The organism is Robertkochia aurantiaca (genome assembly GCF_020166495.1).
Taxonomy (GTDB): Bacteria; Bacteroidota; Bacteroidia; order Flavobacteriales; family Flavobacteriaceae; genus Robertkochia; species Robertkochia aurantiaca.
On the sequence record NZ_JAINZS010000001.1, the window covers coordinates 446249 to 472150 of the forward strand.

The following is a 25902-nucleotide window of genomic DNA, read 5'->3' on the forward strand; positions in this document are numbered from 1 at the left end:
TTGAGCCTTTTATAAGGCTATAATTTACAATTGAACATTCATGATGGCTTACTTCGACCAACGCTACTTCCGGGAAATGGGACTATTACTTACTTAACCCTTAAATAATTTATCATTCTCTACTCCCGACTCACGACTCACAATTTAAAACTTTCCGTGGATACGGTTATACAGTTATACGGTTAAGCGGTTATACAGTTATGCGGGGATGCAGGGAAAACAATTTATACCTTCATACCCTCATACCTTCATACCCTCATACCTTCATACCTTCATACCTCCATACCCTCATACCCTCATACCCTCATCCCCTCAAAAAAAAAAGCCGACCTCATTTAAGAAGCCGGCTCCAACCATTAATTAAAGGTTTCGGGGGATTAAAGAATATAATCGGTGCTCACGAAATTAGAGGCTTTACTGCCCAAAAGATCATTGAGAATACGGTTGTTATAATCATTGTCTTTAGAAGCCACAAAGGTCCTGATCGAGAATGACCTGAGCGCGTCGTGTACGCTAAGGGTGCCCACTGCAGAGTCTTTCCTTCCGGTAAAAGGATATACATCGGGGCCTCTCTGGCATTGTGAGTTCAGGTTTACCCGGCAGACCAGGTTTACCAGGGTATCGATCAGCGGTGCCAGGGTTCTGATATCCTTCCCGAAAAGACTTACCTGTTGTCCGTAATTCGAATCGGCTATATCATCCAGAGGCTTGTCGATCTCATCAAATGGCACAACGGGAATAACAGGACCAAACTGTTCTTCATGAAAGACCCTCATCTTTCTATTAACGGGATATAGTACAGCAGGATAGATATAGTTCTCAGATATCTTCCCTCCCTTTTTGTTGAGTATGTCTGCTCCGTGTTCACGTGCATCGGCGATCAGTTCCTGGATATAACCGGGCTTATCGGGTTCAGGAAGGGGAGTGAGTTTCACATCCGGCTCCCATGGGTTGCCGAACTTGAGTTCATCGACCCTTTTAGCAAACCGGCGATTGAATTCATCTACGATCTCCTCATGCACATATAACAGCTTAAGAGCCGTACATCGCTGACCGTTGAAAGAAAGGGTTCCCGTGATGCATTCCTCTATCGCCAGATCCAGGTCTGCGTCAGGCATTACTATGGCCGGATTCTTTGCTTCCAGTCCGAGAACCAGTCGTAACCTGTTCTTGTAAGGGTGTTGATCCTGAAGTGCAACGGCTGAACGACTGTTTCCGATAAGTGCCAATACGTCGATGCGGCCTGATTGCATGATAGGAGCTGCCACCTCTCTCCCGCGTCCGAACACTATATTGATAACCCCTTTTGGAAAACTGCTTTTAAATGCCTCCAGTAAGGGGGTAATCAGTAAAACGCCGTGCTTGGCCGGTTTGAAAATGGCTGTATTTCCCATCATCAGCGCGGGAATCAGTAAGGCAAAAGCCTCATTCAGCGGATAGTTGTATGGGCCCAGGCACAGTACGATGCCGAGCGGACCTCTTCGAATGTGCGCATAGATACCATCTCTTTTCTTGAAATTTGCCGAGTCACGGTCCAGCTGTTTGTACTCTTCGATAGTATCATAAATATATTCAACGGTACGGTCAAATTCCTTTTGTGAATCGGGCAGGTTCTTTCCGATCTCCCACATCAGTAATTTAACCACTTCATCGCGTTTCTTTTCCATCTGCCTGACGAACTTTTCCATACAGGCCACCCGGTCAGCGACCTTCATGGTAGGCCACAGGCCCTTTCCCTTATCAAATGCATGGGCTGCAGCTTCCAGAGCCTGGTCAGCCTCGGGTTTACTCATATAAGGAATACTGCCCAAAAGCGTGGGCTCATAATCGGCGGTTTTAGAAATGGTTGAATATACTTCGGTGGTTTTTCCCTCCCACGACTTCAAAACACCATTGACCAACCATTGCCTTTGGTGTATGGGTTCGTTGATTTCAAATCGTTCCGGTATGACCGGTTTGTTTTTGGTTTTCATAAGGTTTTTAAACTTTTTGCTGATTTCCATACTGGAAATCCCACTAAATTTCGGCAATAGCCTGATAGAAATCAAATATTTAGAGGAGCTTTTCTACGCAAACGTTTGATATCAAACCAGGAACTGAAACAAGTCGGGTTTATCATTCAGATAGTCTCCGTAGAAATTGTGATCCTTCATCCTTTTGATCAGGGGTTGCAGGTCATCAGGCGACTTCAATTCAATGCCGACCACCGCCGGGCCATTCTCCCTGGCGTGTTTTTTAGAGTATTCGAAATGCGTGATGTCATCGGTTGGCCCCAGTATTTCTGCCACAAATTCTTTCAGAGCCCCTGCTCTTTGCGGGAAGCGCACGATAAAATAATGCTTCAGACGAGCATGAAGTAAGGCTCTTTCTTTTATCTCGGCCGTTCGTGTGATGTCGTTGTTGCTTCCGCTTACGATACAAACCACATTTTTTCCTGCGATCTCATCCTTAAACTGGTCCAGAGCCGAAAGTGTCAGGGCTCCTGCCGGTTCAACCACTATGGCGTCTTTATTATAAAGGTCGAGAATCTCCTGGCAGATCTTTCCTTCGGGCACCGTTACCATTTCATGAAGATGATCCCTGCAGATGGCGAATGTTTTGTCTCCGACCTTTTGAACGGCAGCACCGTCAACGAATTTATCGATCGAGCTCAATTCGGTGTTCCTGCCCATTTTCATCGAGGTCTTCATCGAGGGGGCTCCTTCGGGCTCCACCCCGATTATCTTCGTATCGGGAGATAGAACGCTGAAGACCGAAAGCAGACCGGAAGCGAGACCGCCTCCCCCGACGGCGACAAATACGTAATCGACAGGGTTCTTGGTTTGTTCCAGTATTTCCAGTCCTACCGTTGCCTGCCCTTCGATTACTTTGGTGTCATCAAAAGGGTGCACAAAGGTTTTCCCTTGTTTTTCACAAGCCCGCATAGCAGCTTTATAGGCATCGTCGAACGTGTCTCCTTCCAGTACGATATCGATATACCCTTCTCCGAACATTTCGACCTGCTCGATCTTTTGTTTCGGTGTGGGTGAAGGCATATAGATCGTGCCATGAATTTTCAGGGTACGGCATGAAAAGGCTACTCCCTGGGAATGATTCCCGGCTGAGGCACAGACAATACCCCTTTCCCGTTGTTCACTGCTAAGAGAACTTATCTTATTATAGGCACCTCTTATCTTATAGGATCGAACCTGCTGCAGGTCTTCCCTTTTGAGCATTATGTTAGCCCGGTATTTCCCGGAATAACGAATGTTCTGTAATAAAGGGGTTACCGCCGATACGCCTTTAAGGTTTTGCGCTGCCTTTCTGACGTCTGCTATTTCAGGGAACCAGGTTTTGTCTGATTCTTTCGTTTTCGTTGTTTCCATCTCGTCTCCTTCTCTTTTAAACAGGGAAAGGGTACTGCAAAACTGAAGCACCCTTAAACCCCTGTTCCATTACAGGAATTATTCTCTTATTGCCTTCATGGCGGTCATCGAAGCCCGCAGCCACTCTCCCACAGCCTCGACCGGGTGATTTCTGATAGCAGCGTTCACCTCAATGAGGGTCTTGTTATCAACGGCTGTTTCATGAGTGAATGGCTTTCCGATCACTTTGGTATCGATCGATTTCATAAAATCAGCCAACAATGGCTTACAGGCATGATCGAACAAATAACAACCATACTCTGCCGTATCAGAAATGATCCTGTTCATTTCAAACAGCTTCTTTCGCGCAATGGTATTAGCGATAAGCGGCGTTTCGTGTAACGACTCATAGTAGGCTGATTCTTCGATGATACCTGCCTCTGTCATGGTTTCAAAGGCCAGTTCCACCCCGGCTTTCACCATGGCAACCATCAGGGTGCCGTGATCGAAATATTCCTGTTCAGCAATGGGCATATCTCCTGACTCGGTCTTTTCAAAGGCCGTCTCTCCGGTTGCCTTACGCCATTTTAACAAATTCGCATCATCATTGGCCCAATCTTCCATCATGGTCTTTGAAAAATGTCCGCTCATGATATCATCCATATGCTTCTGAAACAAGGGTCTCATGATCTCCTTCAGGTCTTCAGATAATCTGAAGGCTTCGATCTTTGCCGGATTTGAAAGACGATCCATCATATTGGTGATTCCTCCGTGTTTAAGAGCCTCAGTAATGGTCTCCCATCCATATTGTACCAATTTGGCCGCATATGCCGGTTCCACCCCCTGCTGGGTCAGTTTATCAAAACAAAGTATCGATCCGGTTTGCAGAAGACCGCAGAGAATGGTCTGCTCTCCCATAAGATCAGATTTCACTTCAGCTACGAAAGAAGACCTGAGCACCCCTGCCCTGTGACCTCCGGTCGCTACAGCATAGGCTTTGGCTTGTTCCAGTCCTTTTCCTTCGGGGTCATTTTCCGGATGCACCGCGATGAGGGTAGGCACGCCGAAGCCACGTTTATACTCTTCCCGAACTTCAGATCCGGGACATTTGGGCGCCACCATGATAACAGTGATATCTTCCCTGATCTGCATGCCTTCTTCCACTATATTGAAACCGTGAGAATACGACAATGTCGCTCCTTTTTTCATCAGTGGCATAATGGTGCTGACTACCTGGCTATGTTGTTTATCAGGGGTCAGGTTACAGACCAGATCAGCATCGGGAATCAGCTCTTCGTAGGTTCCGGTTTTAAATCCGTTTTCAGTGGCATTCTTATAAGACTGCCGCTTTTCATCAATCGCACTTTTTCTCAGTGCGTAAGAGATATCAAGGCCTGAATCGCGCATGTTAAGCCCCTGGTTCAGCCCCTGGGCTCCGCAACCTACGATCACGATCTTGTGATCTTTCAGGGCATCGATACCGTTTTCGAATTCACTTTGATCCATGAATTCGCAAACACCTAATTGTTGTAATTGTTCACGTAATGATAGGGTATTGAAATAATTTGCCATTACTCGTTTTTTCAGTTTTATATTAATTAGTTGATCAGTGTTGAAATTCTTTTAAAATTGTGGTCACCGGCATTTGTCCTTTGGTCACCGATATTCTTCCCGAACGAACGAATTGCATGATGCCATAAGGTTTGAAACGGTCATAAAGCGCTTCGATCTCATCTCTTCTGCCTGATTTTGAAAGCACGAAGAACTCCGGCGAAACCGTTACGATCTCAGCATGACTTTCCTTTATGATATTCTGTATCTGTCGCTCTTCGAACAGCAGGCTTGATGCGATCTTAAAGAGAGCCGTTTCCTGGAAAATGGTCTCTTCATCGGTGTGGTAATACGCCCTGATGACCTCTATCTGTTTTTCGATCTGGCCTACGATGCGTTTCACCCATGTTTCGGTGGTATGCACCACGATCACGAACCGCATCACGCCTTCGATCTCTGAGCCCGAAACGTTTAGACTGCTGATACTTATATGACGTTTTAGAAATATCCCCGAGATACGATTCAGGAGGCCGAGCTTATTTTCTGTATATACCGAAATGGTAAAGTTTTGTTTTTCTTCCATGACTGCTTAATTATAATATCAACTCAATCTGATATCAGATACCGACGCTCCGGAAGGCACCATAGGGAACACATTATCTTCTTTTTCTACGCATACTTCCAGGAAAAACGCTTCTTTTGAAGCCATCATATCTTCAACGGCTGCCTTCAGGTCTCCTCTTTCAGACACCCTTCGCGCTTCGATATGATATCCCTTTGCAATGGTAACAAAGTCAGGATTGGTGAGTTCGGTTGAGGCATATCGCTTATCAAAAAAGAGTTGCTGCCATTGTCTCACCATCCCCAGGAAGTTATTATTTAGTACCACGATCTTCACCGGTACACCTGTTTGGAAGATGGTTCCCAATTCCTGGATGGTCATTTGATATCCTCCGTCTCCGATCACGGCCACCACGTCTCTATCAGGAGCTCCCATTTTGGCTCCGATAGCTGCCGGAAGGGCAAACCCCATCGTTCCCAGGCCGCCTGAAGTGATATTACTTTTACTGGCTTTAAACTTGGCATATCGGCAGGCGATCATCTGGTGCTGACCTACATCGGAAACGATAACCGCTTCCTGACCGGAAGCCTTATTGATTTCCTCTATTACCTCACCCATGGTCAGGCCGGTCTTTTCAGGATGCAAATCGTTCTTGATCACCTGTTTAAATTCCTCTTCATATTTTTCATGAAAGGCTCCCAGCCATTCTTTGTGCTCGTTCTTATCGATCATGGGGAGCAGTCGCTCCAAAGATTCCTTCACATCTCCCAGCACGGCAACATCGGCCTTCACATTCTTATCGATCTCGGCGGGATCAATCTCGAAGTGTAATACTTTAGCCTGTTTGGCATAGGTGTCAAGATTACCCGTCACCCGGTCGTCGAACCGCATTCCAAGGGCGATCAAAACATCGCATTCGTTCGTTAGCACGTTTGGTCCGTAATTACCATGCATTCCCACCATTCCCACGTTCAGGGGATGTTCGCTCGGAAGGGCTGAGGCTCCGAGGATGGTCCATGCAGCAGGAATCCCTGCTTTTTCAACCAGTGCTTTCAGTTCATTTTCAGCATGGCCGAGAATGATCCCCTGTCCCCAGACGATCAGGGGCTTTTTAGCCTGGTTAATGGCTTTTGCCGCCTCCCCAAGACAGAAATCATCTGCCTTTGGAACCGGTTTATAACTTCTTATACCCGTACATTTATCATAACTGAAATCCATTTCCTCGAACTGAGCATTCTTGGTAATATCGATAAGTACCGGTCCGGGCCGCCCGCTGCGGGCGATAAAAAAGGCCTTGGCTATGATCTCCGGAATTTCTTCAGCATGTGTGATCTGATAATTCCATTTGGTTACTGGCGTAGAAATACCCACGATATCGGTTTCCTGAAAGGCATCTGATCCCAACAGATGGCGTGGCACCTGTCCGGTTATACACACCATGGGTGTTGAATCGATCTGGGCATCTGCAAGACCGGTGACCAGGTTAGTGGCTCCCGGACCTGAAGTGGCCATGGCTACCCCTACCCTGCCAGACACCCGGGCATAGCCCTGTGCTGCATGGGTAGCGCCCTGTTCATGACGCGTAAGCACGTGATGGAGCTTATCCCTGAACTTATAGAGTTCATCATATATCGGCATGATGGCTCCACCGGGATAACCGTATATCGTATCTACACCTTCGGCCAGTAAGCAATGCATTACCGCCTCAGCCCCCGTGATCTTTAAACGGGTGGGAGTAGCTTTACCTTCTTTTTTCAATGTTTTTAATTCCATGGTGATTCAATAAAAATGGATTGTAACTGCTAACATTCATCGGTCACGCAGCCCTGGGAAGCCGATGAAACAGTCTGGGCATATTTGTATAAAACCCCTCTTTTCTTTTTAAGTTCGGGGGCCTTCCAGTTCTTTCTCCTTTTTTCCAGCTCTTCCTCTGAGATATCAAGAGTGATGGTGTTGGCCTCTGCATCGATAGTGATGGTATCACCGTTCTCTACAAGGGCAATGGCGCCCCCTGTCTGTGCTTCTGGCGAAACGTGGCCTACCACGAAACCGTGAGACCCCCCGGAGAAACGGCCATCGGTAATCAGGGCCACCTCTTTTCCGAGACCGGCACCCATTATTGCAGCTGTTGGCTTGAGCATTTCAGGCATTCCGGGACCTCCTTTGGGGCCTTCATACCGAATAACGACAACATCTCCTTTCTTAACCAGTCCGTCGCGAATTCCATCATTGGCCTCGAACTCTCCGTCAAAGACCCTGGCCTTTCCTGTAAACCGCAATCCTTCCTTGCCGGTGATCTTTGCAACGGCTCCTTCAGAAGCAAGATTGCCGTAGAGAATACGTAAATGACCGGTGCTTTTGATCGGGTTCTCAACATCCCTGATGATCTCTTGCCCCTCTTCGAGGTCTGGTACCTCAAGGAGGTTTTCTGCCAGAGTTTTCCCGGTAACCGTTAAACAGTCACCGTGCAGCATACCCTTTTTCAGCATGTATTTCAGAACGGCCGGGATTCCGCCTACTTTATGGAGGTCTTCCATGACATATTTTCCACTGGGCTTCAGGTCTGCCAGAAGCGGAGTGGTATCGCTGATACGCTGGAAATCATCAAGGGTGAAGGTGACTCCCGCAGCCTTGGCGATTGCCAGAAAATGCAATACTGCGTTGGTTGAACCACCCAGCACTGTGATAAGTCTTACTGCATTCTCCAGGGCTTTCCTGGTGACGATATCCCTTGGTTTTATATCTCTTTCAAGTAAAAGTCTTAATGTTTTGCCCGCTTTCCTGCATTCTTCCTTTTTTTCCTTGCTAACGGCAGGATTCGAAGAGTTATAGGGCAGCGCCATTCCCAGTGCCTCTATGGCAGAAGCCATGGTATTGGCAGTATACATTCCGCCACAGGCTCCCGCACCAGGACATGCCTTATGAATAACCGCTTTGTATTCCTGTTCGCTGATAGTCCCTGAAACCTTTTGTCCCCAGGCTTCGAAAGCTGAAACGACATCTAGTTTCTTTCCTTCATGACATCCTGCAGCTATGGTTCCGCCATAGACGAGTACCGAAGGACGGTTGAGTCTGAGCATTCCCATCAGGGCCCCAGGCATATTCTTATCGCATCCGACCACTGTCACCAGGCCATCATAACACATGGCTTCAATAACCGTCTCTACAGAATCGGCGATCACATCTCTTGAGGGAAGCGAAAAGCGCATTCCTGAGGTTCCCATGGATATCCCGTCACTGACTCCAATGGTATTAAAGATCAGACCGACCAGGTCTTCTTCTTCAGTACCCTTTTTAACATGGGTCGCCAGCTCGTTCAAATGCATGTTACAGGGATTTCCCTCGTAACCGGTACTGGCAATTCCTATAAACGGTTTTTCAAGGTCTCGATCATCAAGACCCAGGGCATGTAACATTGCCTGAGCAGCAGGCTGGGTAGGGTCCTGGGTAACTTTTTTACTGTGCTTATTTAATTCCACTATGAGTATTCGTTGTTTTTGGTTTAAAACTTCTTACTCAAAATTATCGGAATGAAAACAGGCGAAAATTATTTTTTTACAGATTGTTTTAAACTCAATCACTACATTAAAAACATAACTTACTGATTTACAGTTAATTACATCTAATCATATTGGATGTTCAATTTTGAAGAAATTATGGTAAACACTGATAGTTATGTGTTTAAGAAAGAAACCACCCTAATTCATCATCGATTCAAGCCCACGGAACAATCTTCTTCGTACTTCCTGATCTCCCGGTCGGTTCAGGAAGAGATAAACTTCATTTCCTGAGGGCAGATAAATACTGAAAAGTTCAAATCCCCGAACAGATCCATCGAGGTTGACAGAGGGACCTTTAAAATACTTTTGGTGCTCATCGTTCAGCACCCTGCCTTCCCTGATGAATTCGTAGAATTTTAATAAATCGTCAAGCGTTGAATACATACCTCCGCTACCCTTGATCAGCCAGGAAGTGGGCCCCCAGTTAGGAGGAATATTGGGCAGACCGATCAGTTGAGGTCCTCCTCCAACGGCAAAGTCCCTGATCGCAAAATTCTTTCTGTCTCCGTATTCCCCGGTTCGCGTCATTCCTGCCGGCTGAAAGAAATTTTCTTCCAGAAACTGCATATACGATTTACCGCTGTTCAACTCCACTATCGCAGCCAGTAATCCAAAAGCAGCATGTGAATGGGCGTGATCACTTCCCGGTTCGAATATCAGACTGATATTCATTAGTCGTTCAATAGCTTCCTCTCTGCTTATCCATTGCAAATCGGGATCGCTGTCTTCATCTGTATGAAAGAAATCAGGAAGACCTGATTCACCGGTCATCAGCTGTTTCAGGGTGATGTTCTGTTTGTCTGCGGGTACATTTTTTAAATGTTCCTCCAGCCGATCGTCCAGCGACAGGGTCCCTTGCTGATCTAACAGAAGAATCGCCGCTACCGTAAAATCTATAGGTCTGGAGCCGATGGCAAAAATGGTTTGCTCCTGGTTCTTCAAATCCAATGCTTCGTTGGCCATTCCAAAGGGTTTTCTAAGCAAGATATTTCCCTGATACTTCAAGTAAATATGTCCGGACATCTCATTTGCGTTCAAATAATCCAGTATGGCCCCGGGATCATCAGCACTCAAATGAAGGGTTTCCATTTCCGGTAGTAAGACGAGTGCTCTTACCCGACCGGCTTCAACATCATATACGATACGCAGCCTTTTTTCAACATCTGAATTACTAAAGGAAAGGATCGCTCCTGTTTCATCAGCCTCGATGCCGATACCCTCGCGAATACCTGCCAGTTCTTCCCTGATCCCTTCAATGCTTTTTATAACAGAATCGCGGTCTTTATTCAATACCATATACCCGTCAATAAATTTTTCCACACTGGGCTGCCCCTTTTCGTCCATTAGCTTTTCAACAGCACGGGCAGAAGACTCAAGGGAGTTTTTTTCCTGTGCCAGAACAGGCATAATAACCAAGTAACAGAGGGCCAAAAAAACAGCGGCTGATTTTTCCATAGGAATGAATTTACGAATTAATGGACCATTCTTGTTTTTCTTCAGGTTAAAATCCAGTATTGTGATCGAAAGACGGAATTAAAATTTGACCAATTATTTTATTAAGTTATACTGCTTAAATCTAATTTTAATTTCTAATTTGAAACTTTGATTAGACGATACATAATTTAAAAACACCAAAACGTGGAAACCCTGGTTAAGGAAGACCTGCAAAAGATCAGAACTGCTCAGCAGGAATATTTTAAAGGTGGTCATACCCTTCCCTATCATATTCGGAAGGAAAGCCTGAAAAAGCTCAGAGATGAGATTGTAAAGCGGGAAGACGAAATATGCAAGGCTGTGTATGATGATTTCAGGAAATCAACATTTGAGTCATTGCTAAGTGAAACGCAGTTCACACTAGCGGAAATCGAACATGCTATCAGCAATTTATCGAGCTGGATGAAACCCGAAAAAGTGCGTTCATCCCTCGCTAACTTCCCTTCAAAAGACCGTATTTATAGCGAGCCTTATGGAAAGACACTGATCATAGCTCCCTGGAATTACCCTTTCAATCTCGCTATCGCTCCCCTGATAGGAGCCGTGGCAGCCGGCAACACCGTGGTGCTGAAACCTTCTGAATTAACTCCGAACACCTCGGCTATAATCAGGGAGGTGGTCAGCGCTTGTTTTAAAAAGGAACATGTAGCCGTTGTGGAAGGCGATGCAGATACGGCCCAGGAATTACTGGATCTTCAATGGGACTATATTTTCTTTACGGGTAGTGTTGCGGTTGGTAAGATCGTATATAAGGCTGCAGCTGAACATCTGACTCCTGTTACCCTGGAACTGGGCGGGAAGAACCCTTGTATTATCGATGAGACTGCAAAAACAGACCTGGCGGCAAAACGAATTGTTTGGGGAAAGTTTCTTAACGGCGGGCAAACCTGTATCGCTCCCGATTACATCCTGATAAAGCCTGAAATCAAATACGATTTTATCAAAGCCGTTGAGAAGGAGATCACCAACGCATACGGCGATGATCCCCAAATTTCCCCAGACTACCCCCGTATAGTAAATCAAAAACATTTCAACCGACTCAACGCTCTTCTGGAAGATCAGGTGATTGCGGTGGGCGGACAAACAGATGCTTCTGACTGCTATATCGCTCCGACGGTGTTAGACGAACCGGAATTGAGCAGTAAGGTCATGGAAGATGAAATATTTGGTCCTATTTTGCCGGTACTGTCTTATAATGACGAGAAAGACCTGGACACTATCATAGGTTCGTACGACAGGCCTTTATCGCTTTATGTCTTTTCTTCAGATGGTAACCGGTCAAAACATTTAATGCGCAAATACAGCTTTGGAGGAGGAGCGATCAATGACACGGTTGTACACATAATAAACAAGCGCCTGCCCTTCGGAGGTGTCGGAAACAGTGGTATAGGGGCCTATCACGGAAAGAAAAGCTTTGACATCTTCAGCCATAAAAAATCGGTGGTAAAAAGAGGTACATGGATCGATATACCCATCAGGTATGCTCCTTACAATTCAAAGCTTGGTCTCGCCCGCTACATAAAAAAACTACTCTAGTATATGGAAAAAACCGTTTCTGAAGCAATCGCCTACCGGCGATCGGTACGCGTATTTGACGATAATCAACCCATCGATGCCGAAAAGGTCAGGTCATGTATCGAAAACGCAATACTCGCTCCTACGAGCAGCAATCTGCAGCTCTGGGAATTTTACCATATCACGGATGAAGAAACCCTGGAAGAATTGACACATGCTTGTCTTGGCCAGAATGCGGCCAAAACTGCCCGGCAACTGGTTGTGGTAGTGGCACGAAAGGATCTTTATCGTAAAAGGGCCAAGCAAAACATAGCTTTCCTCAAGTCGGTCTATGGAGACAAAAAAGAAGAGGATTACTCGCGCAGGGAAAAATTCGCATTAAACTATTACCGGAAACTGATTCCAACCATCTATACCGACTTTTTAGGTATCCTGGGATGGATTAAATATCTGGTGTTTTGGTTCATCGGTCTTTTCAGGCCGGTATACAGACAGGTAAGAAAGAGTGATCTGCGTATTGTGGCTCATAAAAGTGCCGGACTGGCCGCCCAGAATTTTATGATCAGTATGGCTGCAATCGGTTATGATACCTGCCCCATGGAAGGCAGTGATACCCTGCGGGTAAAACGAATACTTCGATTGCCCCGAGGAGCAGAGATCAACATGATAATCGGTTGCGGCATCAGAGCCGAGAATGGAATTTATGGTCCGCAGTTCAGGGTTCCTTTTTCAGAAACCTATACCCGAATCTAAACTTCGATGATGTGATGCTTCATAGCGTATAGTACCAAGCCGATCCTGCTTCTGACGTCCAGTTTATGAAATAGAGTCTCCCGGTAACCGTCGATGGTTTTGGGGGAAAGAAACATCTTTTCGGCTATTTCTTTGTAGGTATGTTCTGTGCAGGCCCACTTGAGAAACTCCAGCTCCCTTTCCTTCAGCTCAATCTCATTCTGTGGCTTCTTATCCAGACTGTCTAAAAGGGAATCAGTGATCATATCAGAATAATAAAAACCCTTTTCAAGTACATCTGAGATGGCTTTTTCGAATTCATCGGGATGAATGTCTTTCAACAAATATCCCCGGGCTCCCTGCCGCAACATCTTGATAATGGTTTCTTCACTGTCGTCAACAGAAAGGGCCAATACTTTCTGTTCAGGAAAGTTTTTCTTTAAATGCCCCATGGTATCGATCCCGTCCATCACGGGCATATTGATATCCATTAGCACTACGTCAGGTGGCTGATTAAGTGTCTCGTATTTATCAAGAAAAATTCTGCCGTTAGTAGCATGAAAGATCACGTCCCACTTGTCGAATGAAAGAATCAGTTTCTCAAGAGATTGCGCAAAAAGACGATGATCATCGACTATCGCTATAGACTTTTTCATTGTCGGCTGGTTTGAATAGATACTTTAAAGATAGGGAAACACCTTTATTTTTCGAAGCCTTCATCGATAAATCTGCCCCGATCAGGGCTGCTCTCTTTTTCATATTCATAAGGCCCAGCCCTTTACCTTCCTCGTCCATATCGAAACCGTGGCCATCATCTGCTACAAGAATATCCAAAGCCTCATCGGTATAGTTCAGCACCAGCCTCAGGGTATCTGCATCGGCATATTTCACTGTATTTGAGAAAAATTCCTGGAGAATGCGAAAGATTACCAGCTCGTCTTTGTCTTCCAGCTTACGGGGATCACCCTTTACCTGATAATCAATATTGAGCAACTGAAGTCTTTTAAAACGTGCCAATTCCCTTTCAACCGATTCCTGTAAACCCATTTTCGAGACAAAGTCTGTGTTGAGCATATGAGATAACTGACGAACCTCCTGCAAGCTTTGTCCGAGTGTTTCGGAAGCATCTTTAAAGACATGCATATTGTCTTCAGGAATATTTCGCTGAAGCATGTTGAGCTGCATACGTGCCACAGACAGTAGTTGCCCGATATTATCGTGAAGTTCCCATGAAACGTTCTTCATGGTCTGTTCCTGTATTTCGGTTTGGGTTTTGGAAATCTCCTCCTCGTAGAACCGTTGTTGCTCTGCCTTTTCAATAAGGAGTTGGGTCTTTCTCTTGTGATAGGCTAAAAAGAAGGTGATCAGAAAAACAATGATGATGATAATCAGCAAACTCACATAAATGATCAGACTCACGATCTCCTCCTGTCCGTCTGAAACGGCATCAGGTTCACTCTCCTGTAAAAGAAATAGGATATTCAATAACGATAGGTTCATAGCTTAAGGCAATGGCTGCTCTAAGTTAAATAAACATTTTCACATTTTCTGTCGTATCGCTTTAGCCCTACTGACTGTTCTCAATCTGCTTCTTTCACGTTCAACTTTTTCACCGTATTTAGCATTAATGATAAAGCCTAATATGAAGCATCCGTAATAAAGAATATTAGAGAATTGCAAAATGAATTGGAAGACAGGATGTTCTAAGCCTAATATAGTTTGAAAAATAATGATCGGGGTATATAACAAATGAAAAGTCAACGTGCCTATAATTATCCACAGATCCAGTGAGTACTTGAAAAAGTAGAATTTATCTGTATTGATCACTTCATAAAAATAAAGACAACAGCAAATAAAGATCAATAAGGAACCCAAAATAGGATAAAACACCATCAGCTCGTCCATCAGCGCGGCATCTAATTTTATCAAATTGTATATACACGCTCCCCATAGGATTGGAAAAAAAGCTAATACAAGGTATTTATTAAATTTTACTTCGAATAAGCGATAGAAATAGAGCATGTAAACATTATATATAATGATATCATAGGAATGATACAGCCATACATTCCCCGCCAACATGCTTTTCGGTATAAATTTTTGTAACCATATGATAAAATCGTGATTGGGATTTAAGTGGTGCAAGGATCTGATTTCCCCAAAAAGTTCAAGAAACACTACAAACCAAAGGAGAAATAGAAAGTATTTACCTGGTAAGTGTTTATAGTATTTCCAGGTGACAGTCGCGGTAAGAGCTGCAACGATCTCACTAAATAAACGTATATCTGAAATGGTTTCAATCACAACCTAATAGCATAGAGTATTATTTTATCTGGTATTTCCGGTTCCCACTCCGCCCCTGTTTAATACCCCGGCTGAGCTGTAAAATGGTTTTATGGTAAGGTTGAATATGCTACCCTCCTGCATACCTCCTGCAGCTTCTGCTTTTTTAAAGAATTCATCTTCCTTCGGAAAGATAAAAACAGTCAGGGTTTCCTGTTTATATTCTCCCTGTGGAGGGTTGATACCAAAGAAAATGGCCATCTCTGAGTTATCGTCAAATCTGAACCCTTCTTTAGCAAATTCCTGTTCCACGTAGGCTAAATATTTTTTAAATTGACCAACAGGTATGGTCACATGGGTTTGATCAGAAAACATTCCATTCTTCTCTAAAATCGGTTGAAACTTTTCTGCAAATGCTATTTGCTTCTCAACCATTTCGTCGTAGTCTATGACATTTCCCGGCCGGGAAACCATACCCGTATCTGTGGTATCTACCTTTAAAAAAGCGTTATCTTGTTGATATTTGTCCGGAAATACTGCCTGTGGCTCCTCTGCCTCGGTTTTGGCCTCTTTTGGCTGTTGATTGCATGAATTACATGAGGTGAGACACAGCACTAAAAATGCACTAAACAGGATTCTTATTGGTAAAGTTTTCATAACTGGTTGGTTTTATACATGTTAAAATTATGACAAAATAACACCTGAGATTAGGGGAAAAAGCCCTGTTTTTACCCCAATCTTTTGAAAACCAACCCTTAAATAATTATCTGAACGATTTTGGAGGCCAGCCTGAACTGGATTCATTCAGCGCCTGATACTGGGTAATGGTCTGAAGTAAAATGACCGGTTTCTGTTTGATCGGGCGCCCCCCTTCTTCCTGCTCTTCCTCCTCTTCCTCTTCAATCGAAGGATCGTCATGAACGATCACCCCTACCAGGCAATTATCAGGCTTTCCGGCTACAGCTGCAGCCTGATCCGGCAAACCAGATGGAGAATTCTTTCCAAGAAAGAATCGAATGCCTTTGACATTGGGATTAGGATCATCATCGATCTGCTTTAAAAACTTTCTTACGTCTTCTATGGAAAACCAGAATTCATCACAATGTTTTTTATTGATCGAATTTTTTTGCCCCCGGTAATTTTTTACTTGCTCTTCTGCTTCCTCTAATGAAATTAGTGCCATTTTATTTGATTTTTGGTTATACTCTGATCTTCAGGCTACAAACTACCTGGTAAATGGGGAATAACTGCTAAATCTTCATGGCCCGGGGCTCAGGCGCTTTCAGCTGCGTGCATATTTTTTTGGGGACTCTTTTTAGCCACGATAAAAGCCAAGGTCAGGCTTCCGTATAAAAACAGGTTCCACAGAAACAATCCTATTACATACACATCCATCAGCTTGTCATAGGTTCCCAAGAGGATCTGTAAAACTGAAAACAGGCTCTTGTTTAGTAATAAACCGACAGCCACAATCATAGGCATCCGATTGATCGACGCATTCATTGAATCGTTCAGGATCAGGGAATACAAGTACAATAACACCGCGATCAAAATACCAATGGTCTGGGTAATTAAATTCAGATTGATCGGAAATTGGTAGTTAAAAAAATCTTCAACCCGCGTGAATCCATACAGGCTAATGACAATTACGGAATAAAACAAGAGGTGCTGGACCTTTCTGAATCCGGAATGCAGGGTAAACTTTTTGAAATACCATATAAAGAAACAAGAGAATACCAGACCATAGATATTGTAAAGCCACTGATTTTCCAGGTAAACCCACCCAGGTACGTCTTCAGGAATAGAATTTATAAGTATGTTTTCAGGGTAGAAATAATTCAAAACCGGCAGGAGCGCAAAGGCCTCAACGAAAATGATGAATACCAGCAAATGAAGCAAGTAGCGGTTTGGGGTATCTTTAAAGTAGCCATAGTTCTTTATGGCAAAGAACAGACAAATGACCTCCATCCCCTTAATAGAATCCCGAAGTAATTGATCCCAGTTCATATTGGTTTATCCCGGTTATTAGAAACTATCGCGCATAATTTGCGTACTTGAAATTACAAAATTTGTCGGTAAACGATATCAACAAATCTTCCATTCCTGTAATCTGCTAATCATATCTCACTGATCATCAATGAATATCTAAGAAACACTTAGTTTTTTATCCGTTCGAAATGCCAGTAGGTAAAAACATACCAGTAGACTGGAGTACCAAAGAATGTTGAAAACAAATAAAAAAAATGAATAGGTAAAATCCATACTCCCCAACACGTTGATCAATAACAGATTAGGCGTATTCCCAACAAAGAAGAATAAAGCGCCGATAGCCACCCAGAACACCGGTAACTTAACCAGCCCCCCCTGTTGTTCAAAGAGAAAGTAATCGAATAAAAAACTGATTACGGTAAAGAGTATGAGCAGGTTTCCGGCGATCAGGCTCAAGGCCTGATGCTCATCATTAAAGGTGTCGGTAGTCATATAATTATATATGAATATACAGACCAGTATAGCTCCAATAGCCTTAAAAACCTTTTTTATCACGATCGAGTTTAAATAACGGTAGAAATAGTACAGGAAGAAAAGAGCAAGGAAGTTGAAATATAAATTGGTGATCCAGAAATTATTCACATAGAACCATTCGGGCATAACCATTCGCATTCCCTGGAAAAAATAATGGTCCGCATAATAGTAGTTGAACACCGCGTTATAATTGATCAACTCGACGAGCACCGGCACCCATACTAATATAAGCAATGGCCTGTCTTTGGTATTAGCATAATACCTGTAGGTAATGGTACCTGCAAGAGCTGTAATCAATATAAGGGTGACCACGATTATACGTGACCATATTTTAAACTCCACGATCAATAATCTTTGGGCGGTACACCGGTTCCGGTCACATTATAAGCATCGATACTGGTCAGGTTATCATCTTCACGGCTGGGCTGACCCTGTAATTCAGTGTTCGGCTGACCTGTTCCCGTGATAAACAACGTGACATCATCTTTTCCGGTATCTGCTGAAGATTTACCCAAATAGAACCGGAGACCGAGATTATCATAGCCCTGTGTACCTGCTTCTTTCCTGAGGTAGGCAATATATTCTTCGATCTCTTCCAGCGACCACCAGAACTCTCTTACCTTATTCTTGAATAGCGCTCTGAACCGGTTGTCGTTAACGAAATTGTTTTGTTCTTCAGCGGCCCGGGCCTTTGAAATACATTTTGCGGGTTTTGACATGATTATAATTTTTTTGGTTGGTAGCGCCGAATATACTAAAAATATTACCAGAAAAACCTGGAAAAGCTGAATCAATAGTGTCGTTTTATCTTACACCAAAGCATTAAATCAAAGCTCTGCTTCCCACATGAATGCACCAATACAACTATCTGACTATCAACAAATAACAACTTAACATTATCTTTACAGGAAATTTTAACCGATTCGTATTATAAACTTTAAATAACTGATTAATAATCAACTAAATCCAATTCCTCTGGTCGTTAATTTTTACCTGTAAACGTTTTATTTTCTATGCATTCCTGAATTTATCTTTATTTGAGAGAAAGCAATCAATGATAACTCAAAAAGCATATGAACCGAACGACTTCCTACCTGCACATCTACAAACTGCTCAGCAATCAGAAACAGGGGGCAGTTAGCAAGATTCAGGCCCTGATCGAAAACGACGACCTGTCGGCCAGCGATGAAATGTATGCCTGGCTTCAAAAGCTGGAAGATGTATTGAGAAGAAACAGATTTGTTCAATTCAACGACATCGCTAAATACAGAGCGAACCTGTTATCTTCCCGTATCGCCATTGACCGACGAATACCGAGAAAAAAACAACAGCTGGAAGCTGCGCTGGCTTTGATTACGCCGGTTACCAAAACACTTGAAGACGTTATGAAACCAATTGAAAAAAGCCTTGAAGAAATTCATCAGACCATTAGAGAATTACTAATTGAAGCGAATGAAAGAGGTGATGCCAAATGGAATAACGGACTCGACTTTTCTGAATTTATACATGCCTTATGGAGACACTTCATTTATAAAGATCCTTACAAGCAACGCGCGCTGCCTATTTTACAGGTGATTTCTGAAAACGATGCCCTGGAGATACTGGCCAGCGAATTTCATAAAACAAGAACCAGAAGCGAAAAAAATCATACACAGGAAATCTAGTTTTATTAATTTGATGCAGGATAAAAACCCGAACCTTTTGCAGGTCGGGTTTTTTATTTTAGAATGAGAACATGATCTCTTCTCCTGTATGTTTTTGTGCCAGCAGACAAATAGCTTCTTCCTCAAGCTGTAAAATTCGCGGATAACCCCCTGTAGTCTGAGCATCCCGCATAAGTATGATCATTTTACCGGCCGGAGTGAGTTGAACCGTTCCAGGTAATGTGGCTGATGTGAGAATACTCATCTCATGGGGAAGCAGATTTTCGTTAAGCTGACAGGCCATCCGGTTATTTTCTTTTGCTACCGTGAAAATTCCCGTCTTCAACTGCCGTTGCTGCTGAGTCGACAACAATGTAAATTCGGGTCCCTTACAGGCCTTCAGGCGTTTTTTTGAAAAATCCACCGGCTTGGGAACCCTGCGAGATTTTGGTAATTCGCCTGAGTATACTTCAACAGGCAAGATATCGCCTTTCTTAAGATGAGACGATGGAGTAAGAGGAACATACCATGATCTGCTTCCTAAAACCTCCACGGTCCTGAACCCCTTTCTAACGGCAAGATAAGCTCTTAAGCCGTTATTCGACCTTCCCATATCCAGGATGTCTCCTCTTTTCGCTTTATAGGCACGCACGGGCTGTATCTCCTCCCCATTTAGCATGAGACTACCGCTTCCCCCGGTAATAGCGAAAACCGTTTCGCCGTCGAACTGCAACTTCGGGCCGGTCATGGTGGTCTCCATTACTGCTGCCCCCTCCGGATTTCCCACTAAGGTATTAGCCAGGGCGGCAGAATGACTGTCCATGGCACCACTAAGAGGCACACCTTTGTCTCTGTATCCCTTTCTTCCAAGATCCTGAATGGTGGAAAACAGTCCGGGTTCCAATACTTTAATCATTTAATTCCAGGGTTTTCAGTTGAAAAATTCCGCTTTCCACTTGTATAGTGAATAACTCGTGTGTAGGCTTATCGATCGAATAGAACTGCACCTGATCTCCGACATTCACTCCGCATGGAGGCTGATTCTCAGGATTAAATATTCTGATGGGCGAGTTCCCGATGATGTTCCATCCTCCGGGAGATTCCTGAGGGTATACCCCTGTTTGTTCTCCGCCAATCCCCACCGAACCTCTCGGGATCTTAAGACGTGGTTCTTTCCTGCGCGGATGATGTAAAGTCTTGTTAAGCCCGCCCAGATACATGAAGCCGGGAAGAAAGCCGATGGCGTAAATGGTATATACCGGTTCTGTATGGAGTTTTATGACATCTTCTACCGAAAGTTTCTTTTGAAAGGCAAAGTCTTCCAGGTCGATACCGAACTCTGTATCATAACAAACAGGGATCTGCCAACGCTTGCGTTCGACAGGATCGCTTTTATAATGCCCCTTATAAAGATTGTTGACTTCCTTAATCATTTTGGCAAGTACCGTTTCTGTATCAAAAATCAACAACAAAGAATTGTAAGCCGGAACGGTTTCCTGAACATCAAGCTGCTGCTTTATCAACTCATTAAAGCTGATGATATCGGTAAGTATGGATTCATCAACAAGCCTCGGCCATTGTATTAATAATGCATGGTCTCCAAAACTCTTATATTCAAGTTTAAATTTATCCAAGCCTGGTGTTTTTAAGTTTATTTCTGATATAACCCACTATGGTAACAGCATTTTCTGTATCTGAATGTATGCACCAGGTTTCGGCCTGAAGAGGAACGAGTTCTCCTTCTACCGTTTTCACCCTTCGTTCGGTTGCCATTCGTAAAATGTGCTGATAAACTTCTTCCTCATCATGAATAAGAGCATTTGGCGAACTTCGATTCACCAATGTAAGGTCAGCATTGTAGTTGCGGTCACCAAAGGCCTCATAAATACATGGATGCCGGTTCTCACGGGCTATTTTGCCAAGTTCTGACCTGAAGGGCAGCATCAGGGGAATATTTTTGTAGTTCAACTCCAGGGCCTTCCAGACTGTATCGGCGATTCGCCTCGACACTACAGCATCGTTGTATAAAGCCCCGTGCAGTTTAATGTGTGTTAAAGGTTTGTCGCTTTGACCCAGAGCCCGGTCAAATGTTTCCAGTTGATTCCTGATACTTTCGATCAAAGCTTCAGAGGATATGGTCATCGTTTTTCGTCCGAAATTCTCTTTATCAGGATACGAAGGGTGAGCCCCTACCTTCACCTCACTTTCTTCAGCAATCGTCAATACCCGCTGCATGGTTTCTATGTCGCCGGCATGCCCTCCGCAGGCAATACTGCAGTAATCGATCAACGGTAAGAGCGAAGCTTCATTATCGACTCCTTCCCCTACATCACAATTAATCTTAACATCAGTGTTTACCATATATTAAAAGCTCTCAATATCCCTCTAATACCTAAGAAAAGCGTCAGGCATATAATTATAAAGGTAAGTATATTTTGTAAGCTGGTATTGCTGTAGGTTCCCAAAACAGACTTTTTATTCACCAGCCAAAGCAGGAGAACTGCTATGACAGGTAACAACAGTCCATTGGCTACCTGGGCAAACTGTATTAACGCGATCGGATTGAGATTTAAACTCTGTACACCTACTCCGAAAACGAGTACTGAGATCCAGGTTATCCTGAAAGGCAGAGAGGTCATATCACCGGAAAAGTTAAAACAATTGCGCGCCACATAGGCCGCCGCAAGCGGGGCAGTCACAGCAGAGGTTATTCCTGCCGCGAACAACCCGATTCCCATAAAATACCGCGCCATGTCTCCGTAAAGAGGTTCCAGGCCCGATATCAATTCCATGACCGATTCTACCCTGTCTGCTTTAATGGCGGCGGCTGCTATGACAATACTCAGAGACACCAACCCGCCCAGTACCACTGAGACCAGGGTATCTGTACGACTGATCTTGAGAAAAGACGAATCTTTCCATCGCTGGTTTACCAGGGAGGCATGTAAAAAAAGGTTATAGGGTACCACCGTGGTTCCAACCAGGGCGATGATAGTAAATAAATTCTCATCATTCACTTCCGGAACGAAAAGGCCTTTAAGCAGGGGCATAATGGCTGGTTGCGTAATAACCGCAGTGAGCAGAAAGGAAACACTCATGACCAGTACCAGAAATACCAGGCTTCTTTCCATTGTTTTATAACTACCCGAGAAGAGCAAAATAAAAGCCATTGCTCCCAGTATCAACGGATAATATTCACTGTATACGGAGCCGAAAACAGCCTGCATTCCAAGAGATGCTCCACTGATATTACCCGCTTCGTAAGCTGTATTTCCGATGACGATAGCAGAAAAGATCAGTATTAATATGATCCTCTTCCAAATAACACCGGGAAGATTATCCCGGATGACTCCGGCCAGACCCTTCTGAGTAACCAGGCCTATACGACTGGCCATCTCCTGCAATATATAGGTCATAAAAACAGATAGTACCAGAGCCCACAGAAGGCTGTAACCAAAGGAAACCCCTGCTATGGTACAAACCGTTACCGTTCCCGGACCGATAAAAGCAGCTGCAACCAGGGTTCCGGGTCCGATTTTTTCTAACCAGCGATTTATCATTCTGTACTTTTTAATGCCAGCAGGGCAAAACTGCCCAGCCAGTGTGTGCCTTCATAATTCCCGTCTGTGATCCCGTTCAGGGAATAGGTGATATGTTCGTTCGCTGCACTTTCCAGGTGCTCAAAACCAGCCAGGGTATTGGCTATGCCATTCAGGCACCAGGCCCTGCTGAAGTTGAGTCCGTCAAGATGTACAAGCTTCCCGTCACTGCGATCGCTGACACGTGCAGGCGTCAATTCGAAGTCAGGATCTGAAAGCTGGGGAAGAAATCGGTTCAGCCACTTTTCAAATGCCCTGGCATCAAGAACCCTCCTCATGATATCTGCCTCCTGAAGGCAGGGAGATAAAAAATCGAAGCCTCCCGGTTCCCAGCTTATCGGGCAATTCTGATCATTTTCATAAAAGGAAACAGCCTTATCGCGAATCATTGTCATCAATTCTTCATCACCGCTAACGACTGCATAATCGTAGGCAAAAGACATTCCGAAGGCCGTATTGCTGTGTTCCCCGACACGAACCGGATATACGAGTTTTGGTAAGAAGGTTTTATACCCTTCAACTACACGGTCTGCAAGTGGTTGAAGGTTAGAAGCCAGTTCTTTTGCTAATGGATCATCCCATGTTCTTAGTTCCTCCTGCAGTTTTAACAGCCAGGCCCAACCATATGTTCGCTCATAAGATCGGTTTTCTTCTCTGTTGAAATAGGCGACTTCGGCAGCGATATTACCGGCTGTAAGATGCGATCTTAAGCTTTCCATGATCTGTTCTTTATCTCTCAGCTCAGGAAATGACTTCAGGAGTTTTACCAGAGACCAATGTCCGTGTACCGAGGAATGCCAGTCAAAACAACCGTAGAAGGCAGGATGAAGCATATCGGGCGGCAGTAACTGAGTCGAATCGCTAAGGGTCTGGCCCAGTTTATTCGGATATACCACGTCGATGCAGGCTAACGGCAGGGAAGCCAAACGATCGGCTTGTTCCAGGTCTAATTCCGGACTTTCAGTGGGTACCGAAACCGACTTGTTATTTGACCTTTCACAACCATGGGAAATTACCATAAAACAGAAGAGCAGTAAGATCTTTTTCAAAATTCAAGGATTACGTTGGTGCTTTTGGGATGAAACTACTAAAATATTTTGAGCTATGATACATGAATAGTGGTTAGTGGTTAGTGGTTAGTGGTTAGTGGTTAGTGGTTATTAGTTATTAGTTATTAGTTATTAGTTGTTGGTTGTTGGTTGTTGGTTCTCCGTTCACCTTTCCCGGTTTACGGTTTTCGGTTTTCGGTTCCCAGTTCCCAGTTCTCGGTTCTCGGTTCTCGGTTCTCGGTTCTCGGTTTATTAAAAATCCGATAATATTTATCTCCCCACTGCATTACAGCTTTAAAGCTTCAGCTATTATACTTATGAAACCCGTAACTCTTAACCCTTAACTCTTAACCCTTAACCCTTAACCCGTAACCCGTAACCCGTAACCCTTAACCCGTAACCCTTAACCCGTAACCCTTAACCCGTAACCCTTAACCCGTAACCCGTAACCCAATACCCCCATACCCCCTTACCTCCTTACCCACTTACCTACTTACCTACTTACCCACTTACCTACTTACCTACTTACCTACTTACCTATCCACCTCTCATACCTGAAATTTCCCTTACTTTAGTACAAGTTTTTAAATAAGACCCCATGAACCCGACCAAAAATGTGCTGCCCCTTATTGTTCTGTCGCAATTTCTTTGTACATCTCTCTGGTTTGCCGGCAATGCGATTATCAACGAACTGGTCATTAATTTTGATCTTGGTGATCATACGCTTGCCTATCTGACCAGTGCGGTACAGTTGGGTTTTATTACCGGTACGCTCCTTTTTGCAATACTCACGATCGCAGATCGCTTTTCACCTTCAAAAGTATTTTTCTTTTGTGCCTTGTCTGGCGCCCTTTTTAACCTGCTCACACTATTACCATCCAATACCTTATTCAGCCTTTTAAGCTGGCGAATTATGGTAGGCTTCACGCTGGCAGGGGTGTATCCTGTAGGAATGAAGATCGCGGCAGATCATTTTGATACCGGATTAGGCCGCTCTTTGGGATATCTGGTTGGGGCTCTTGTCCTGGGAACGGCTTTTCCTCACCTGATCAGGTGGGTCACGGGCGGAAATCAGCTACCCTGGCAATGGGTGGTGTATACTACTTCCTTCCTGGCTCTCTGTGGTGGGTTCCTGATCCTGATCTTTGTGGCTGACGGTCCGTACATGCGTAAGAGGTTGCGGTTCGAGTGGAGTGCATTTACCCGGGTATTTTCGAAAAAACCTTTCAGGGCTGCGGCCTTTGGCTATTTCGGACATATGTGGGAACTGTATGCATTTTGGGCTTTTGTACCTGTCATGCTTGAGGTAAGAAACAATATGTTCGAGACCGAATTACCTGTCTCTGCCTGGTCTTTTGCTATAATCGCCATCGGTTCGCTCGGATGTGTGGCAGGAGGATACCTTTCTGAGCGCTTTGGATTACAACGCATTGCCGGCGCCGCATTATTGGTCTCAGGGCTTTGCTGCCTGGCTTCCCCTTTATTCGTGCAAACGGCTTCGCCGTATTTTTTTCTGGGTTTTATGCTGATATGGGGAATGGCGGTGATCACCGACTCTCCGTTATTTTCAACATTGGTAGCTAAAAATGCTGAACCGGATATCAAGGGTACAGCACTCACTCTGGTGAATTGTATCGGATTCAGCCTGACCATTATCAGCATTCAGTTACTGGGTTATCTCACTCCCCTGGTCGACCGGTCTTATCTGATGTGTTTTCTGCTTCCGGGCCCCGTTTTCGGGTTATGGCGGCTGTTTAAAGTAACGGAGAGAAAGAGCTAAATGAAATTCAGAAAACACCTACCACCGACAATACTTTTCTTACTTACGCTTATCAACAAATGTTCATAACTCCCTTCTTAATAACCTAAACAACATGCTATCAAATAATTAAGCTGTTGATAACTCAAAAATCCTGAATTCAATTTTAAGTCCATTTCCGGTCATTTAACCATAAAATCAACTTTTAATCTATCGTTTTTCCATAATACATCGATTTATTATCAGAATTTTCTGATTCGATAACATTGTTTATAACTATTTGCTTTT

The 25902-nt window shown here is 44.2% G+C and carries 23 protein-coding genes; 4 read left to right on the top strand and 19 right to left on the bottom strand.

What is annotated here, in order from left to right; all coding sequences use genetic code 11:
- Window positions 1–377: 377 nt before the first annotated feature.
- From K7R10_RS02025 to K7R10_RS02055, 7 genes are all read right to left on the bottom strand, one after another.
- On the bottom strand, window positions 378–1973 hold the full coding sequence (locus K7R10_RS02025) for an NADP-dependent glyceraldehyde-3-phosphate dehydrogenase (protein WP_224483017.1): 1596 nt from the start codon (window positions 1971–1973) through the stop codon (window positions 378–380).
- Between the two features lie 111 nt (window positions 1974–2084).
- Window positions 2085–3365, bottom strand: a complete 1281-nt coding sequence (gene ilvA, locus K7R10_RS02030) for a threonine ammonia-lyase IlvA (protein ID WP_224483018.1) — start codon at window positions 3363–3365, stop codon at window positions 2085–2087.
- Between the two features lie 78 nt (window positions 3366–3443).
- Window positions 3444–4916, bottom strand: coding sequence for a ketol-acid reductoisomerase (gene ilvC, locus K7R10_RS02035; protein WP_224483019.1), 1473 nt, complete (start codon window positions 4914–4916; stop codon window positions 3444–3446).
- 34 nt (window positions 4917–4950) lie between these two features.
- Entirely contained in the window at window positions 4951–5478 is a 528-nt protein-coding gene (ilvN, locus tag K7R10_RS02040; RefSeq protein ID WP_224483020.1) for an acetolactate synthase small subunit, read from the bottom strand.
- A gap of 18 nt (window positions 5479–5496) precedes the next feature.
- Window positions 5497–7230, bottom strand: a complete 1734-nt coding sequence (gene ilvB / locus K7R10_RS02045) for a biosynthetic-type acetolactate synthase large subunit (protein WP_224483021.1) — start codon at window positions 7228–7230, stop codon at window positions 5497–5499.
- A 29-nt stretch (window positions 7231–7259) separates the two neighbouring features.
- Complete coding sequence (gene ilvD, locus K7R10_RS02050; RefSeq protein WP_224483022.1) at window positions 7260–8936, bottom strand: dihydroxy-acid dehydratase; 1677 nt, start codon at window positions 8934–8936, stop codon at window positions 7260–7262.
- Window positions 8937–9155: 219 nt separating this feature from the next.
- Window positions 9156–10472, bottom strand: a complete 1317-nt coding sequence (locus K7R10_RS02055) for a serine hydrolase domain-containing protein (protein ID WP_224483023.1) — start codon at window positions 10470–10472, stop codon at window positions 9156–9158.
- A 183-nt stretch (window positions 10473–10655) separates the two neighbouring features.
- Here K7R10_RS02055 and K7R10_RS02060 point away from each other — a divergent pair, with 183 nt between their 5' ends.
- Together K7R10_RS02060 and K7R10_RS02065 are read left to right on the top strand one after the other, a co-directional pair.
- Window positions 10656–12047 (top strand): aldehyde dehydrogenase, encoded by a 1392-nt coding sequence (locus K7R10_RS02060; RefSeq protein ID WP_224483024.1) that lies wholly within the window; start codon window positions 10656–10658, stop codon window positions 12045–12047.
- Window positions 12048–12050: 3 nt separating this feature from the next.
- Window positions 12051–12779, top strand: coding sequence for a nitroreductase family protein (locus K7R10_RS02065; protein ID WP_224483025.1), 729 nt, complete (start codon window positions 12051–12053; stop codon window positions 12777–12779).
- Here K7R10_RS02065 and K7R10_RS02070 read toward each other — a convergent pair.
- From K7R10_RS02070 to K7R10_RS02100, 7 genes are all read right to left on the bottom strand, one after another.
- Entirely contained in the window at window positions 12776–13414 is a 639-nt protein-coding gene (locus tag K7R10_RS02070) for a response regulator transcription factor (RefSeq protein WP_224483026.1), read from the bottom strand. The genes K7R10_RS02065 and K7R10_RS02070 overlap by 4 nt on opposite strands.
- Window positions 13386–14258, bottom strand: a complete 873-nt coding sequence (locus tag K7R10_RS02075; protein WP_224483027.1) for a sensor histidine kinase — start codon at window positions 14256–14258, stop codon at window positions 13386–13388. Before K7R10_RS02075 ends, K7R10_RS02070 begins: the two co-directional genes overlap by 29 nt.
- Before the next feature lie 828 nt (window positions 14259–15086).
- A complete protein-coding gene (locus K7R10_RS02080; RefSeq protein WP_224483028.1) occupies window positions 15087–15698 on the bottom strand; it encodes a hypothetical protein in 612 nt (203 codons plus the stop codon).
- Between the two features lie 106 nt (window positions 15699–15804).
- A complete protein-coding gene (locus tag K7R10_RS02085; protein ID WP_224483029.1) occupies window positions 15805–16224 on the bottom strand; it encodes a hypothetical protein in 420 nt (139 codons plus the stop codon).
- 89 nt (window positions 16225–16313) lie between these two features.
- Window positions 16314–17048, bottom strand: a complete 735-nt coding sequence (locus K7R10_RS02090) for a hypothetical protein (RefSeq protein ID WP_224483030.1) — start codon at window positions 17046–17048, stop codon at window positions 16314–16316.
- Window positions 17049–17186: 138 nt separating this feature from the next.
- Window positions 17187–17906 (bottom strand): hypothetical protein, encoded by a 720-nt coding sequence (locus K7R10_RS02095; protein ID WP_224483031.1) that lies wholly within the window; start codon window positions 17904–17906, stop codon window positions 17187–17189.
- Between the two features lie 2 nt (window positions 17907–17908).
- Window positions 17909–18283, bottom strand: a complete 375-nt coding sequence (locus tag K7R10_RS02100) for a hypothetical protein (RefSeq protein WP_224483032.1) — start codon at window positions 18281–18283, stop codon at window positions 17909–17911.
- A gap of 354 nt (window positions 18284–18637) precedes the next feature.
- Here K7R10_RS02100 and K7R10_RS02105 point away from each other — a divergent pair, with 354 nt between their 5' ends.
- Window positions 18638–19228: a hypothetical protein gene (locus K7R10_RS02105; RefSeq protein ID WP_224483033.1), complete on the top strand. Its 591-nt coding sequence runs from the start codon at window positions 18638–18640 to the stop codon at window positions 19226–19228.
- A gap of 58 nt (window positions 19229–19286) precedes the next feature.
- Here K7R10_RS02105 and K7R10_RS02110 read toward each other — a convergent pair whose 3' ends face one another.
- The 5 genes from K7R10_RS02110 to K7R10_RS02130 are packed head-to-tail and all read right to left on the bottom strand — an operon-like array spanning window position 19287 to window position 23855.
- Window positions 19287–20123, bottom strand: a complete 837-nt coding sequence (locus K7R10_RS02110) for a 5-oxoprolinase subunit C family protein (RefSeq protein WP_224483034.1) — start codon at window positions 20121–20123, stop codon at window positions 19287–19289.
- Window positions 20116–20841, bottom strand: a complete 726-nt coding sequence (gene pxpB, locus K7R10_RS02115; protein WP_224483035.1) for a 5-oxoprolinase subunit PxpB — start codon at window positions 20839–20841, stop codon at window positions 20116–20118. Before pxpB ends, K7R10_RS02110 begins: the two co-directional genes overlap by 8 nt.
- Window positions 20834–21568, bottom strand: a complete 735-nt coding sequence (gene pxpA, locus K7R10_RS02120; RefSeq protein ID WP_224483036.1) for a 5-oxoprolinase subunit PxpA — start codon at window positions 21566–21568, stop codon at window positions 20834–20836. Before pxpA ends, pxpB begins: the two co-directional genes overlap by 8 nt.
- Window positions 21562–22767 carry an Nramp family divalent metal transporter gene (locus K7R10_RS02125; RefSeq protein WP_224483037.1) on the bottom strand — a complete coding sequence of 402 codons (1206 nt, stop codon included), beginning with the start codon at window positions 22765–22767 and terminating at the stop codon, window positions 21562–21564. Before K7R10_RS02125 ends, pxpA begins: the two co-directional genes overlap by 7 nt.
- The gene (locus tag K7R10_RS02130; RefSeq protein WP_224483038.1) at window positions 22764–23855 is read right to left on the bottom strand and encodes a DUF2891 domain-containing protein; all 1092 of its coding nucleotides are present in this window, start codon (window positions 23853–23855) and stop codon (window positions 22764–22766) included. The genes K7R10_RS02125 and K7R10_RS02130 overlap by 4 nt, the downstream gene beginning before the upstream one ends.
- Before the next feature lie 598 nt (window positions 23856–24453).
- Between K7R10_RS02130 and K7R10_RS02135 the strand changes: the two genes are divergently transcribed.
- Window positions 24454–25635 carry an MFS transporter gene (locus tag K7R10_RS02135; RefSeq protein ID WP_224483039.1) on the top strand — a complete coding sequence of 394 codons (1182 nt, stop codon included), beginning with the start codon at window positions 24454–24456 and terminating at the stop codon, window positions 25633–25635.
- Window positions 25636–25902: the final 267 nt, after the last annotated feature.

Coding starts and splice junctions, on each gene's coding strand:
- pxpA (WP_224483036.1), bottom strand. CDS start 21,568: ATGGTAAACACTGATGTTAAGATTAATTGTGATGTAGGGGAAGGAGTC.
- K7R10_RS02055 (WP_224483023.1), bottom strand. CDS start 10,472: ATGGAAAAATCAGCCGCTGTTTTTTTGGCCCTCTGTTACTTGGTTATT.
- K7R10_RS02065 (WP_224483025.1), top strand. CDS start 12,051: ATGGAAAAAACCGTTTCTGAAGCAATCGCCTACCGGCGATCGGTACGC.
- ilvC (WP_224483019.1), bottom strand. CDS start 4,916: ATGGCAAATTATTTCAATACCCTATCATTACGTGAACAATTACAACAA.
- K7R10_RS02135 (WP_224483039.1), top strand. CDS start 24,454: ATGAACCCGACCAAAAATGTGCTGCCCCTTATTGTTCTGTCGCAATTT.
- K7R10_RS02070 (WP_224483026.1), bottom strand. CDS start 13,414: ATGAAAAAGTCTATAGCGATAGTCGATGATCATCGTCTTTTTGCGCAA.
- ilvB (WP_224483021.1), bottom strand. CDS start 7,230: ATGGAATTAAAAACATTGAAAAAAGAAGGTAAAGCTACTCCCACCCGT.
- K7R10_RS02075 (WP_224483027.1), bottom strand. CDS start 14,258: ATGAACCTATCGTTATTGAATATCCTATTTCTTTTACAGGAGAGTGAA.
- K7R10_RS02110 (WP_224483034.1), bottom strand. CDS start 20,123: ATGATTAAAGTATTGGAACCCGGACTGTTTTCCACCATTCAGGATCTT.
- K7R10_RS02025 (WP_224483017.1), bottom strand. CDS start 1,973: ATGAAAACCAAAAACAAACCGGTCATACCGGAACGATTTGAAATCAAC.
- K7R10_RS02105 (WP_224483033.1), top strand. CDS start 18,638: ATGAACCGAACGACTTCCTACCTGCACATCTACAAACTGCTCAGCAAT.
- K7R10_RS02080 (WP_224483028.1), bottom strand. CDS start 15,698: ATGAAAACTTTACCAATAAGAATCCTGTTTAGTGCATTTTTAGTGCTG.
- K7R10_RS02085 (WP_224483029.1), bottom strand. CDS start 16,224: ATGGCACTAATTTCATTAGAGGAAGCAGAAGAGCAAGTAAAAAATTAC.
- K7R10_RS02090 (WP_224483030.1), bottom strand. CDS start 17,048: ATGAACTGGGATCAATTACTTCGGGATTCTATTAAGGGGATGGAGGTC.
- ilvN (WP_224483020.1), bottom strand. CDS start 5,478: ATGGAAGAAAAACAAAACTTTACCATTTCGGTATATACAGAAAATAAG.
- K7R10_RS02100 (WP_224483032.1), bottom strand. CDS start 18,283: ATGTCAAAACCCGCAAAATGTATTTCAAAGGCCCGGGCCGCTGAAGAA.
- ilvA (WP_224483018.1), bottom strand. CDS start 3,365: ATGGAAACAACGAAAACGAAAGAATCAGACAAAACCTGGTTCCCTGAA.
- K7R10_RS02125 (WP_224483037.1), bottom strand. CDS start 22,767: ATGATAAATCGCTGGTTAGAAAAAATCGGACCCGGAACCCTGGTTGCA.